Raw genomic sequence first — 13,093 nt, 5'->3', positions numbered from 1 at the left:
CCCCAATTCAGCGAACGTACCTTTCGGCGCCTTGGATGCGCTGAAAGGTACGTTCGCTCAGATTCGTTTTGGGGGCTACTCGGACTTCTTCTTGCCCGACAGACCGCGCCACGCGAGGGATTCGAGTAGGTCCGCTGCGGCATCCACTTCGATTTCCCCACCCGCGACTCGGTCGGCTACCGCCTCACCGGCACCGACGAGCGCGATGGCGATGATCCCGTAATCGTGCGCGGCATCAGGATCCTTGGTGCTGGACTCGAGCAGATGCGCGGTCAACTCGATCAACCGATCGCGACTGGACTGCACCGTTCCCGCAAAAGCCTGCTGCCCGACGGCCTGACGGTAGAGCACCATCCACGACTTGCGGTTTGCGCCCACGAACCCGAGGAAGCCCTCGAGAGCGGCGCGCAATTGTTCGCGCGGAGTCAGGTTAGGCGCGCCGGCCGGGGCGAGTGCCTCGAGGAAGCGAAGTCCTTCACGATGAATGCACGCCGCGAACAGCTCTTCCTTCGAGCCGTAGTACAGGTATAGCATCGGCTTCGAGATCTCGGCTTTGGCCGCGATGGCGTCCATCGAAGTTTCGTGAAACCCCCTGTCGGAGAACACGTCCACAGCTGCGTCGAGCATCTGCTGCTCACGCACTGCGCGTGGCAGTCGCTTGGTACCGCCGGCCATGCTTCCTCCAACCACAGGGTAAATGTCGATCTTACTCTACGGTAAGATTGTGCGTCGAATCGCAGCTTCGACTCAGCAGGTCACGACACCTTTGGCCGCGGCAACCGTGACGACGGCCTGATCGACTCGGGCCTGCGGAAGCGCACCCGACGCGACGGCCTGCTCGAGTTGGTCGAGAACCCGCGGTACGTCGTCGGTGGTCAGCCACAATGCCTGATCGACTCCTGCCGCAAGTGCAGCCTGAACGGCGTCGGCAATATCATATCGGTCGGTGATCGCCTGCATACCGCTGAGGTCGTCGGTGAACACCGGACCGGTGAACGGCGCTGCGCCGTAACCCACTCCGCCTCGAAGCAACGCAACGGCGGCGGGACTGATGCTGGCAGGCGTGCCAGGCTCAGTCAGACCGGGAACCTCGAGATGGCCCATCATGACGCCGACTCCGGTCCCCGACAGTTCACGGAAGGGAATCAGGTCCGACGCGATCAGATCCTGCAGCGGCGGCGTGGTCACCTCACCTCGGTGCGAGTCACCCGACGCGCTGCCGTGCCCGGGAAAGTGCTTGATCACCGGGAAGATTCCCGCGTCGCGCATGCCTTGCGCGTACGCACCGGCGTAGGCAACCACGGTCTCGGGGTCGTCGGAGTACGAGCGGTCACCGATCACGGAGTCGTCGGGTTGACTGCTGACGTCGACGTCGGGCGCGTAGTTGACCGTGATCCCGAGATCCTTCAAACCGCGTCCACGCTCGAGTGCCATCTGGTACGTCTGTTCCACTGTCATGGTCTGCGCAGTTTCCCTGGCCGACGGATCGGGACCGAGGATGTCCGCGACGCGCGAAACCCGTCCGCCTTCCTCGTCGATCGTCACCATCAACGGCAACTTCGACGCCGAAGCAACCTGCGGCACTTCGCGATTGGTGAGCATCGACTGATCAGTCCAGCTTCCGACGAAGATACCGCCGATCTCCTCGTTCTGCACGATCGACAACGCGTCGTCGGTCCCGGTGACGCCGACGTTGAGCAGCTGGGCAAGTTTCTGACGTAGGGACAGCGAAGCCAGAAGGTCGCTACCGCACGACGCGGCGACGGGCGCCGAGCTGGATGACGCAGGCGTCGACGTGATCTCGGTGCTTGTGCTGGTGCTGGGTGTGGCGCTCGAAACAGGATCAGCGGTCCCGTTTTCGCCTGAGCACCCCGCAACCAACCCTCCGCACAAAGCAATGGTCGTCGCAGCCTTCAGAAACTTGATCCGCATACCTCGACCGTAACGGACCCGGTACCCATACACTCCCTCACGGGCACATCGGGACGGTAGCCTGGAAGAGAACCGATTCCCCCGCTGACGAGGAGGTCGTGATGCCACAAGGTCTGATGCTCATCGCGTACGACGGTTCCGACAACGCCAAGCGCGCCGTCAACTATGCGGGGCGTTTCCTCTCCGCCAATCGCGCTGTTCTCGTCACCGCCTGGGAGCCGATGGTTCGCCAGGCCGCTCGCATGTCCGGCCTGTCCGGGGTGATGCAACCGGAGTGGGTTCCCGACGACGACGTCGAGGACATCGCGTACACCGACGCCAAAGTCACCCTCGCCGAGGGCGTCGCGCTGGCCGAAGCCGCTGGCCTGACCGTCGAAGGTAGAAGCGCCGAGTGCCGATCCGCGATCTGGTCTGCAATCGTCGAAACCGCAGACGAATTGGACGTCGACATCATCGTGACCGGCACCCGCGGTACGACGGGTTTGCGGTCGCTTCTGCAGAGCAGCGTCGCGGATCATGTTCTGCGTCACAGTCATCGGCCGGTGTTGATCGTCCCTCCCGGTAAGTGACCTTCGCGCATTCCTGATCCGCGGCCGACTAGTGTCGAATGCACCATGGATGGTTTTGTTCTCTCGCGCCCCGATCACAGCGTGGTCACCCGCGGCGTACGACGCAGCTTCGACAGCTCCGACGCGGCTGCCAACGCTTTGTCGGCGGGTTCGGCAAAGTTGATCGTCGGTGCTCTCCCTTTCGACCCGGCTGCCGCCACGGCGTTGTACGAGCCTGCCGAGGCAACGATCACGCCCCGTCCGTGGCAACCGGTTGATCCCCAGGCACTGCCCACGACCCGGGTCGGCCGAGAGATCCCGTCGTCGTCGGAGCATCTCCGTCGGGTGGAAAAGTTGATCGGACGCCTCCGCAGCGGAGAGGTCGACAAAGTTGTCGCGGCTCGCACTGTGGAGCTTCGGACGCAGACCCCGATCTCCCCGGCTGCGCTCGCCGCACGCATGGCGGCGCTCAATCCCGTGGCCAACACCTTTGCCGTCGACCTCTCTGCGGCGGGAGCCGAATTCGAGGGCCACGGCCTGGTCGGCGCAACACCCGAGGTGTTGGTCAGTCGACGCGGGCGCGTCGTGACTTGTCGCCCGTTGGCAGGGACCGCAAAGCGGTCCGCTGACGCCGATCAAGACCGCGAGGCAGGCGAGAGCCTTCTGCATTCGACGAAGAACCTGGCCGAGCACGCCTTCGTGACCTCATGGATCCGCGCGATCTTGCAACCGATGTGCAGTGAATTGTCGGTACCGGCGATACCCGAGCTGACCAATACCCACGAGGTTTGGCACTTGGCCAGCCCGATCCGCGGCACGCTGCGAGACGACACAACTGCGCTCGACCTCGCTATCGCCCTGCATCCGACGCCGGCGCTGTGCGGAACACCCACTGACGCGGCACTGAAAGTCATCCGCGAGACCGAAGAGCCACGCCGTTTCTACGGTGGCGCCGTCGGCTGGTGCGACGACGCCGGCGACGGCGATTGGGTGGTTGCCATCCGCTGCGCCGAGATCAGTGCAGACGGCCGTAACGCCTGGGCCAGCGCGGGTGGTGGAATTGTCGCCGAATCGGATCCGCAGGACGAACTCGACGAGACATCTACGAAACTGCGCACTCTGTTGACCGCGCTCGGTGCCGAAACCCTCGACTGACCAGCACGTCACGAGGGTAATCGTCCGGATTCTCGAGTGCGGGTGATACCTTGACCCGAGCAGTTCGTACGGGCCGGTAAGTCCGTCCGACCGCGAACGACCGACTAACGACCAATTGGGAGATCCGCGATGACGAAGTTCCTTGTCCCCGGTGTGGCCAGCGCTGTCATCGGTGCCGTTCTGGGTGCCGGCGTCATCTTCGGTGTCACGGCCGCCGCGTCGGACAACACTCGTCCCGAGATCGACCGCAGCGGAAACGCAGATTCTTCCGTGCTGAACCAGGTTGAGTACGGCAGCCGCTGAGAGCGCAGGCCTCGCGAGTTCCCGTTCTTCCGCCGACGGGGCGGTGTCTTCGGTAGACACCGCCCCGTCGGCAGAGCCCCTGTCGAAGCGGTGGCTGTTCGGCGCCTCCGTCGTAGCGTTTCTTCTCACTTTTCTGCAATCGCCGGGTCTGATCACCGCTGACACCAAGTACGACTTGACGCAGAATCCGTTCGGTTTTCTCGAACGCGCGTCGCATCAGTGGAGTAGTCAGGCCCCGCTCGGCCAGGTTCAGAACCAGGCCTACGGATATTTCTTTCCGCACGGGCCGTTCTTCGCGCTCGGCGAGTTGGCGAATGTTCCACCGTGGATCACCCAGCGCATCTGGTGGGCGCTGCTCCTGATCGCGGGTTTCTGGGGCATCATCCGCGTTGCCGAGGCTCTCGGTATCGGTAGTCGTAGTTCACGCGTCATCGCAGCGGTTGCCTTTGTGCTTTCTCCCCGCGTGCTGACCACGCTCGGTTCGATTTCCTCGGAAACCCTGCCGATGATGTTGGCGCCGTGGGTGTTGTTGCCGGTGGTTTTGGCCTTCGGCCCTGTGCGTGGAAAAGGAGTCCCTGGACTCCCTAACCACTCACGGGGGTTGAGGCGTTTGGCTGCACAATCCGCCCTCGCCGTCGCTCTCATGGGTTCGATCAATGCCGTCGCCACCGCCGCGGCCTGCCTTGTCGCGATCATCTGGTGGCTCTCGCACAAACCCAACCGAACGTGGCTGACGTTCACCGCCTGGTGGGCCCTGTTCGTCGCTCTCGGCACCCTGTGGTGGATCGTGCCGCTACTGCTGCTCGGCAAGATCAGCCCACCGTTCCTGGACTACATCGAGTCCGCCGGTGTCACCACTCAGTGGGCGTCGTTGGCGGAGATTCTTCGCGGCACGGACAGTTGGACCCCGTTCGTCTCCCCCGAACGCATTGCCGGCGCCGTTCTGGTCACCCAGCCGGCAGCAGTTGTCGCCACCGGACTGGTTGCCGCTGCCGGACTCGCCGGGCTCTGCATGCGGTCCATGCCCGCTCGCGGCCGGCTGACGCTCATCCTGTTCGTCGGTATCACCGGTCTGGCCGCGGGGTACGTAGGTGAACTCAGCTCGCCGGTATCGGAGTCGGTACGTCTGTTCCTCGACTCGGCGGGCGCTCCGCTGCGCAACGTCCACAAGCTCGAGCCGCTGGTCCGTCTACCGCTGGTGCTCGGACTCGCACACCTGCTGGCCAAAGTGCCGCTGCCGGGATCGGTTCCACTCGCCCGATGGCGCCGCGCGTTCGCCCATCCCGAGCGCGAACCGATGGTCGCACTGACCAGCCTGATCCTCGTTGCCCTCACCCTCTCGACGGCCTTGGCCTGGACGGGAAAGCTCGCTCCCCGCGGTGCGTATCCGGACGTTCCCTCGTACTGGAACGAAGCAGCGCAGTGGCTCGAGGACAACACCTCCCCCGGATCGGAAGCCGAACGTGCCCTGGTCGTCCCGGGAGCGCCCTTCGGCAGCCAGGTCTGGGGCCTGACGCGTGACGAACCGCTCCAAGCGTTGGCGAGTACGCCGTGGGCGGTGCGTGACTCGGTCCCGCTGACCCCGCCCGGCGCCATCCGAGCACTCGATTCGGTGCAACGTCTGATCGCCGACGGACGTCCGTCGGACGGCCTCGCGCAGACCTTGCTGGGGCAGGGCATCCACTATCTGGTGATGCGCAACGACCTCGACGGCGAAACGTCGCGCTCGGCCAGGCCGATACTCGTGCACCAGGCGGTCGAAGGCTCGCCGGGGATCGAGCGAGTTGCCCACTTCGGTGACGACGACAGCCCCGAACCGATCGAAGGGCTGGTCGCTGACAGCGATCTGCGTCCCGGTTACCCGGCCATCGAGATCTTCGAGGTCACCCCGCCCGACGGCACCCCGGCGGTCAGTGGACCGTACTCCGTCGACCTGAACCAGGTTCCGCGCGTTCAAGGCGGGCCGGAATCTGCTGTGCGCCTTCACGAAAGCGGGCTGATCCCGGGGACCGGCCCGATGATTCTTGCCGCCGACGCCGAAGCTGCGGGACTGCCCGTCGATTCTGTCTCCGTCACCGACACACCTCGCGATCGGGAAACCGATTTCGGTCAGGTCGACAACCACAGTTCCGCCCTGCGCACGCCCGACGACGCTCGTCGTACCTACAATCTGGTGCCCGACTACCCGGTAGCGAACACGCCTCTCGTGGAAGGCCGTTGGAGCGGCGCCTCGATCACCGTTTCCAGCGCAGCCTCCGACGCCACCCAGCTGGGCGGTACTTCACCGTCGAGCAGTCCGGCATCGACGGTCGACGGTGACCCGGCCACCGGCTGGTTCAGCAACGGCATCGAGCGTGCACTGGGCCAGTGGTTGCAGATCGACTTCGACACACCGATTTCCAGTGGGTTGCTTCATCTGACCACCAGTGCCGCGGCAATCGGAGCTCCCGTTAAATGGCTCGAAGTCTCGACACCGAACGGCAGCACGGCGGTGAAGGTGGAACGTCCCGGTGAGCCCATCACCGTCTCGATCCCGGGCGGGAACACTCCGTGGGTACGCGTCACAGCGACTCACACCGAAAACGGATCGCCTGGAACACAGTTCGGCATCAGCGAACTCTCCGTCGAAGACTTCTCCGATCGCAGCGCGCCGAAGACCGTCCCGATCCGTTTCGACACGGTCCTGCCGAGTACGCCGGCGGACGCATCCGTGAACGCTTGGAACCTGAGCCAGGAGTTCCCCGGCCGCAACGCGTGCGCCGACTCGACGGACCGCGTGCGGTGCAGCAATGCATTCATGGCCATACCCGAAGAGCCGAGCCGTTTCCAGCGCACGCTCACGGTGCCCGAAAACACAGTCGTTGCACCGACACTGACTGTCCGAGCGCGTCAGGGCAACGCCCTCGAAGATCTGCTTTCCGTCCCAGGCCGAATCACGGCTTCGGGTTCGAGCGACATCGGCGACACACGCGGATCTGCCTTCGCTGCCACCGACGGCGACCCACGCACCACATGGTCGGCGCCGCAGAGCACCACCGAACCGGGCGGCCCGAAACCGACGCTGACTCTCAATCTTCCCGAACCCACCCTGGTCACCGGCCTGGACATCACACGAGGACTTGGCACCCTGCCCTCGCTGCCGACCAGCGTCGCGGTGAACCTCGGCAACGGACCGCAGGTTCGAGAGCTGCCCGACCTCGAAGACGAAACGCCTCGAACCAGTCGAGTTACCCTCTCCCCCTACGTCACCGACAAGATCGTCCTCAGCGTCACCGATTGGGAGCCCGTCCTCGATCAGACGGCGCTCGGCTTCGCCCAAGCGCAGCCCACCGGCCTCGCCGAGGTCGGCGTCGTCGGCGCAGACGGGACACCGATCGCCGGTTCCGGCGTGCAGGGCCCAGACTCATTCGACAACCGCACCGTCACCGTCCCCTGTGGTGACGGCCCGACCATTTCGGTTCCCGGACAGCAGTTCCCCACCTCGATCACAGCGACGGCGGTCCAACTTCGCACCGGCGCACCGGTCGAGGCGCGTGTGTGCAGCCCGAACGCCTCGACACCCTTGCCGGCGGGACAGCCCGAGGTGGTCGTCGAACCCGGCCCAGCGTTCTCGGTCGACAACCTCCACCTGACGGCTTTCGATCCATCACCCGCACAACGGAATACACCGCTCGAATCGACCGCGTGGACGGCGAATCACCGCGAACTCACCGTCACGAACTCGTCCACCGATCAGCTGATCGTCAATCCCGAGAGCACCAGCATCGGTTGGATCGCCACGGCGCCGGACGGTTCCGAACTGACGCCGGTGGTCGTGAACGGATGGCAGCAGGGCTGGATCGTGCCGGCAGGCACCGCGGGAACCGTCACCATCGACTTCCCCAGTGACAGTTGGTACCGCCTCGGCATCTTCGGCGGACTCGTGTTGCTGATCCCGCTGCTGTTCGCAGCTTTTGTCCCCGCTCGCCGAGTGTCCAAGCCCCTCACACCGCCCCGACCGTGGCGCAGCGTCGCGGCGGGATGGGTGGGCGTGCTCGTGGCGGCCACCGTCATCGGAGGCGGAGTGGGAGCGGCGATCGCGGTTGTCTGCTCGATCCTCGGGCTCGCCGCGCTGCGATTCTTCGGCCCGACTCGAACCGCACGAATCCTGGTCGGCACTGCCGGCGTGGCGGCGATGATCGGCATCACGCTGCTCTCGACGGGACCGTGGCGGGCACCGGGCGGCTATGTGGGCGATTCGTTCGCGATTCAGTTCTCGATGTTGGTGGCCTTGGTCGTGACCGGGTTGGCCGCGTTGCCCTTTGCCGGTTCACCGATGTGGCGGCGCTTCTCCCACCGCGTGACCGCGACGCGCGCCGGTTCCTCCACCAAGGCGTAACTGGCCGAGGCCACAGCGACGCTCAGGACGACCGTGAGGGCCAGGACGTAGAAGAAGCTGCCCGAGAACGGAACTATGCCGAATACGGGGAACACAGCGTTCAGTACGGCCAGGTGCCAGATGAACAGGCCGTAGGACCAGCGTCCGATTGCCAGCGCCAAAGGACTGGCCAGGAACCGATGCTGCGATTGATCGCGCAGAACCAGGGGCGCGATCAACGAGAAGCTGATGATCGCACCGAGTGCAATCTTGATCGCGTACTGCCACGGCTCAGGCCGCACCAGACCTTCGGGCCCGGCCAGATCGGTGCACGAGAGAACGAAGGCGACAAACGCAACAAAAGTCAGGAGTACCCGACGGTGCGCGAGGCGATGCACCCATGTCGACGGGCCCACTGCCAGCTCGGCCAGCACCATGCCTGCGCCGAACCACGGCAGGTAGCCCGGCAACCAGTTGTCGTGGTGGATAGCGTCTGGTGTCGGAATCGGAATGAATGCCCACGTCAAGGCCAAGACCGACACCCCGAGCAGAAGCGGCAGCCGGAACCGGGCCAAGTTGCCACGTAGTCGCGCCATCAGGAAAGCGAACAACGGCAACAGGAGGTAGAACGCCACCTCGACCGACAGGCTCCACATCTGTGTGAGCCCCTCGGTGAGTGTCAACGGCACGAACACCTGCGCCAACCCGAGATTCGCCAACCACACTTGGTAGCCCCCGCCTGCGCCGGGCAGGAACAGCAAGATCAGGACCACTGCCACCCAGTACGCCGGCAGAATGCGCGTCGCGCGGGAGATCCAGTACCGGACGGTCGACTGCGGCTGCCCGATTCCGCGAGCCTTTGCCGAGTGGGGGCGCCACAGCAGAAATCCGGACAAGGCAAAGAACACCGCTACGGCGAGATCGAGTCGGCCGAACGCGCGCCCGATCGCCCCGGACTGCGCTTCACCCGTCTGAAACGCAACATGGGTGACGAGGACGCCGAGCGCGGCCAATCCACGCATACCGTCCAATGCTGGAACGAAGCCCCGAGCCTGTGGCGGGACCGTCTGAGAGGAATTCGTGGAACTGATCATCACGGATAAGTGTGCACCCCAGGCCGATTGAGAGAAACCACCAGGGACTCGCAACAAAATGCCTGGCCAATTCATGCCCTCATGCGACAAACCGGGCCGGTGGACTGTTAGTGTTCTGCCACACATGGTGTCCATCGGGGGCCCCATGCCATCTGCGCAGCTCATATTGTGCCGGTTGGGGAACCTCGAAAGACTTAACGGGTTAGGAGTCACAGCATGGCGGAACGCTCAGGGCCGAGCCGGATACTTCCTTGCATTCTGGTGGGCCTCGGTGCCTTCCTTTTGGCCATCGCCATCCTCATTCCTACCTACACGGTAGGCAAGCTGGAGAAGACGCCACTCGACCTCGAGGTGACCACCGTCGCCACGGGCAACGGTAGCGTCCTCAACTCGGCGGCCCTCCTCGGCGGAAAGGCACAGGTCGACACCAACGTGCCGATCGTCGCTCAGCGCTACGTCACCACGCAGGACCCGTCCGACGCCGACATCATCACCGTCGAAGCCGGCCAGACAGTCCGTCGTACCGACAAGCAGGGCGACACCGGGCTGCTGACCGCAACCCTGGACCGTGTCACGCTCGATCGCGTCAGCTCGATGCCGACCAACGATCCGGTCGGAACCGTCCAGACCTCCAGCGACCAGCCCGCCGAAGAAGTTTCCCGCGACGGTCTGCAGTACAAGTTCCCGTTCAATACGGAACAGAAGAGCTACCCCTACTTCGACCTGAACGCTCGCGCCACGAAGGACATCGACTTCGTCGAAGAGACCGAGATCAACGGTCTGAAGGTGTACCACTTCCAGCAGACGATCGATCCCGTCGACCTGTCGAAGGTCGTCAACTCCCCCACCAACAAGCTGAGCCTGCCGGCCGACACCTGGGGCGTTCCCGGTGGCGCTACTCCGATCACGATGACACGTTGGTACACCAACGTCCGTGACCTGTGGGTCGAGCCCAAGACCGGCGTTGTCGTCAAGGGCCAGGAGCAGTTGCACCAGTACTACGGACGCAACAAGGATGCCGTCGACGTCGAGGTTCTCAAGGTCACCCTGCCCTTCGACGAAGCGACCATCGAGTACCAGGTCCAGCAGGCGCGTGACGGCATGGACAAGCTCTCGCTGTTCGGCCGCACCGTCCCGATCGTGGCAGGTGTGCTCGGCGTCATCGCGCTGATCGCCGGTATCTTCCTCGGCCTTCGCGGCGGCAAGGGCGGAACTCCGGCCCGCGCTGCACACGGCGGAACGAACCAGAATCCCAGCGGCCAGGGCTCGCCCGAGCCGGCTCCGGGTGAGCACGACTGGACCTCGGACGACACTCAGGTGATCCCGCGTCCGGATCTGCGCAAGGACTGATTCAGACAGTAAGTAGAGCGCCCCTTCCACACGGAAGGGGCGCTTTGCTGCGTTTCGGGATGTTGTTGCCGGATCGGCGTACGGATTGGCGCGACGGGTCGTTCCCTCCGCACAGTCACGGGCTTAGCGTTTTCTGGAAGTCCAGATCACCCCGAGCACGAGGAGCCACATGCCCGCATCAACAGTTCTGGGGTCGCACATCTGTGTCAGCGATCTGACGCGACGGAGATTCGTGGTCGGCACGGCAGCATTTTCTGGGCTGTTCGCCGCCGGTTGCGCACGATCCGCCGGGACCGAAGGCGATGCATCCGGGATGCGCACGGTCACGACCTCTCTCGGAACCTACGACATTCCGGTCACTCCGAAGCGCGTCGTCGCCATCGACTCCCGGCTCGACCTCGAACCGGCCGTCGCGATGGGCCTTCCTGTCATCGCGTACAGCTTCGACGCCGCCGAGCCGTGGGTTCCGGCTGATCCCGCGGCGCAGGTGTTCGAGGCACCGGTCAACGTCGAGGCAATTCTCGCGCTGGAACCGGACCTGATCATCTGCACCGACATCGGTGAGGCCTCCGACATGTGGCCGCTGCAGCAGTTGAGCCGGACAGCGCCTGTGCTTCCGATGGACTTCACGCGTCCGTGGCGCGAGAACATCGATCAGTTGGCGAACTGGCTGGGGCGCACCGAGAACCCCGACGTCCGTCAGATCATCGGAGCGTACGAGGACAGAGCAGCCGGATTGAAGGAACGCCACGCCCAGAGCTTGGCGAGCAAGCAGGTTGTGCTGCTGAACTACGTGAACCAGAAGGTCAACGGCGTCAACCGCAAGGGCATCTCGACGCAGGTTGCCGAAGACCTCGGCGTGCGACTCCAGTGGCCAGTCGAGGGACAGAAGGAGATCTCCACCGAAAATCTGGTGACTGCCCTCGACTCGGCCGACGGAATGATCGTCACCACCGCGCCCGGCGTGGATCCCGTCAGCGAAGACCGTGCGATGTGGAACCGTATCCGCGCAGTTCGAGGCGACAACGTCGTCTACACGGGCGGAAACATCAACTACGGATCCGTCTACACCGCGATGCGTACGCTCGACTACTTCGACGATCTGTTCACGCGTCTGGAGAACTGACGCCGCTGCGAGGTGCCGGCCCGGCGCGGTCGGCGCTTCGCACTGCGGCGACGGACACCGCCAACGCCGTCGTCGACGCAACCACGACGGCGACACCGATCAACTCTCCCGGCGTCTTCGCCCACACCAGCATGACCGTCGCCTCCACAGCCAGCCCTGCCCATGCCAGAAGGGCCACTCGTGTGCGTTCTGACGCGATTGCGGACAGCAAAGCACCCTGGAGTACCGCCAGCGCTGCACCGTGCAGGGCGAAGGCCCACAGCATCGGAGCCACGGCGGCGTACGCGTCGCCCACGAGCATCGGCACCAGTGGGCCGGCCACCGCCGCCCCCAGAACCAAGACGGCGCCGATACCGAAGAGCACCGCCAACGCCGAGCGAACCGCTTGCGCCGAGTGCGCCGGATTCGCCATCTTCGGGTACAGCACGACGCCCACTGCCTGTGGCAGCCAGAACGCCACCTTCGTCGCAACGGCGCCGAGTGCGTAGACACCGGCGTCGTTTTCGCTGAGAACGACGCGGACGATCAGCAGATCCAGCGAAGACAACGCGATAAGCGCGAGCTGAACCTGCGACGCCGCGAGCACGGAGACGACGCCGATACGCACCGGCCGGTCCTCGCTCACCGAGACGGTTCGGTCGACCACGCGAACTATCGCCACCAGCAACGCGGTTCCGGCCGCGCCCGCGACCAATGCCGCACCTGCTCCGCCGCCGAATGCCAGAACGATCACCGCCGGAAGAACTTTCATTACTCCGGCGCCGGCAAGTACCGCGCTGAGAGTGCCGAATCGACCGTGCCCCTGCAACAACCCCTGCTCCGTGGCCAGCAGAACCAACATGGGCGCAGTCACCAAGGCCGAGAACGCCGCCACGATTCCGGTGTCGAGCAGCCAGGCCATCGCCGGAGCCAGCGCCACCGCGAGGACAGCGACAATCGCCGTGCATCGATACCCCAACGACCGCAACGCATCTGTGCTCTTGCCGCGCACCGCCTCGCGAGCCACCACCGTCTGCAACGCCAATGCTGGAACCGCAAGTACCAACTGGGCGGCAAGCAGACTCGCGAACTCTCCGTAGCCGACCGGCCCCAACCATCGGCTGGCCAACCATGCCAACAGGTACGACGCGACATTGGCCGTCATCGATCCCACCAAAACCATGCCGACCCCGGCCGCGGCGGCGCGATCGAGCGGTTGGCGAGGCATGGCAGTAATGATGCACCACGT

General features: G+C 64.7%; 9 protein-coding genes and 1 pseudogene. 6 read left to right on the top strand and 4 right to left on the bottom strand.

The genetic code is table 11. From position 1 onward, the window contains the following. Positions 1-75: 75 nt before the first annotated feature. Complete coding sequence (locus R4P65_RS24415; RefSeq protein WP_230815003.1) at positions 76-675, bottom strand: TetR/AcrR family transcriptional regulator; 600 nt, start codon at positions 673-675, stop codon at positions 76-78. A 72-nt stretch (positions 676-747) separates the two neighbouring features. Beyond that, positions 748-1,932 (bottom strand): glycoside hydrolase family 3 N-terminal domain-containing protein, encoded by a 1,185-nt coding sequence (locus tag R4P65_RS24410; RefSeq protein WP_317828452.1) that lies wholly within the window; start codon positions 1,930-1,932, stop codon positions 748-750. Positions 1,933-2,033: 101 nt separating this feature from the next. Here R4P65_RS24410 and R4P65_RS24405 point away from each other — a divergent pair, with 101 nt between their 5' ends. The 4 genes from R4P65_RS24405 (at position 2,034) to R4P65_RS24390 (ending at position 8,316) form a co-directional block, all read left to right on the top strand. Next, positions 2,034-2,501: a universal stress protein gene (locus R4P65_RS24405; RefSeq protein ID WP_230815001.1), complete on the top strand. Its 468-nt coding sequence runs from the start codon at positions 2,034-2,036 to the stop codon at positions 2,499-2,501. A gap of 45 nt (positions 2,502-2,546) precedes the next feature. Then, positions 2,547-3,635, top strand: coding sequence for an isochorismate synthase (locus R4P65_RS24400; protein ID WP_317828451.1), 1,089 nt, complete (start codon positions 2,547-2,549; stop codon positions 3,633-3,635). A 129-nt stretch (positions 3,636-3,764) separates the two neighbouring features. Further along, positions 3,765-3,938, top strand: coding sequence for a DUF2613 domain-containing protein (locus tag R4P65_RS24395; protein WP_003945488.1), 174 nt, complete (start codon positions 3,765-3,767; stop codon positions 3,936-3,938). A gap of 43 nt (positions 3,939-3,981) precedes the next feature. Further along, positions 3,982-8,316, top strand: coding sequence for an alpha-(1->3)-arabinofuranosyltransferase (locus R4P65_RS24390; protein ID WP_317828450.1), 4,335 nt, complete (start codon positions 3,982-3,984; stop codon positions 8,314-8,316). A 23-nt stretch (positions 8,317-8,339) separates the two neighbouring features. Here the strand turns inward: R4P65_RS24390 and R4P65_RS24385 are convergent. Then, positions 8,340-9,389: pseudogene (locus R4P65_RS24385) on the bottom strand (acyltransferase family protein); the annotation flags it as partial. A gap of 216 nt (positions 9,390-9,605) precedes the next feature. Here R4P65_RS24385 and R4P65_RS24380 point away from each other — a divergent pair. Both R4P65_RS24380 and R4P65_RS24375 read left to right on the top strand, forming a co-directional pair. Then, positions 9,606-10,739 (top strand): DUF3068 domain-containing protein, encoded by a 1,134-nt coding sequence (locus tag R4P65_RS24380; protein WP_317828449.1) that lies wholly within the window; start codon positions 9,606-9,608, stop codon positions 10,737-10,739. Positions 10,740-10,908: 169 nt separating this feature from the next. Next, positions 10,909-11,865, top strand: a complete 957-nt coding sequence (locus tag R4P65_RS24375) for an ABC transporter substrate-binding protein (protein WP_317828448.1) — start codon at positions 10,909-10,911, stop codon at positions 11,863-11,865. Here R4P65_RS24375 and R4P65_RS24370 read toward each other — a convergent pair. Continuing rightward, entirely contained in the window at positions 11,846-13,072 is a 1,227-nt protein-coding gene (locus R4P65_RS24370) for a polysaccharide biosynthesis protein (RefSeq protein ID WP_317828447.1), read from the bottom strand. The two genes, R4P65_RS24375 and R4P65_RS24370, sit on opposite strands and share 20 nt — an antisense overlap. Between the last annotated feature and the right edge of the window lie 21 nt (positions 13,073-13,093).

Source organism: Rhodococcus sp. IEGM 1318, assembly GCF_033142465.1.
Classification (GTDB): Bacteria; Actinomycetota; Actinomycetes; order Mycobacteriales; family Mycobacteriaceae; genus Rhodococcus_F; species Rhodococcus_F qingshengii_B.
The sequence above is the reverse complement of the archived record's forward strand: the minus strand, read 5'-3'. Positions and strand labels throughout refer to the sequence as shown.

Excerpts from the sequence above, each read along its gene's own strand:
- R4P65_RS24405 (WP_230815001.1), top strand. The coding sequence starts at position 2,034 with ATGCCACAAGGTCTGATGCTCATCGCGTACGACGGTTCCGACAACGCC.
- R4P65_RS24400 (WP_317828451.1), top strand. The coding sequence starts at position 2,547 with ATGGATGGTTTTGTTCTCTCGCGCCCCGATCACAGCGTGGTCACCCGC.
- R4P65_RS24380 (WP_317828449.1), top strand. The coding sequence starts at position 9,606 with ATGGCGGAACGCTCAGGGCCGAGCCGGATACTTCCTTGCATTCTGGTG.
- R4P65_RS24375 (WP_317828448.1), top strand. The coding sequence starts at position 10,909 with ATGCCCGCATCAACAGTTCTGGGGTCGCACATCTGTGTCAGCGATCTG.
- R4P65_RS24370 (WP_317828447.1), bottom strand. The coding sequence starts at position 13,072 with ATGCCTCGCCAACCGCTCGATCGCGCCGCCGCGGCCGGGGTCGGCATG.
- R4P65_RS24415 (WP_230815003.1), bottom strand. The coding sequence starts at position 675 with ATGGCCGGCGGTACCAAGCGACTGCCACGCGCAGTGCGTGAGCAGCAG.
- R4P65_RS24395 (WP_003945488.1), top strand. The coding sequence starts at position 3,765 with ATGACGAAGTTCCTTGTCCCCGGTGTGGCCAGCGCTGTCATCGGTGCC.
- R4P65_RS24410 (WP_317828452.1), bottom strand. The coding sequence starts at position 1,932 with ATGCGGATCAAGTTTCTGAAGGCTGCGACGACCATTGCTTTGTGCGGA.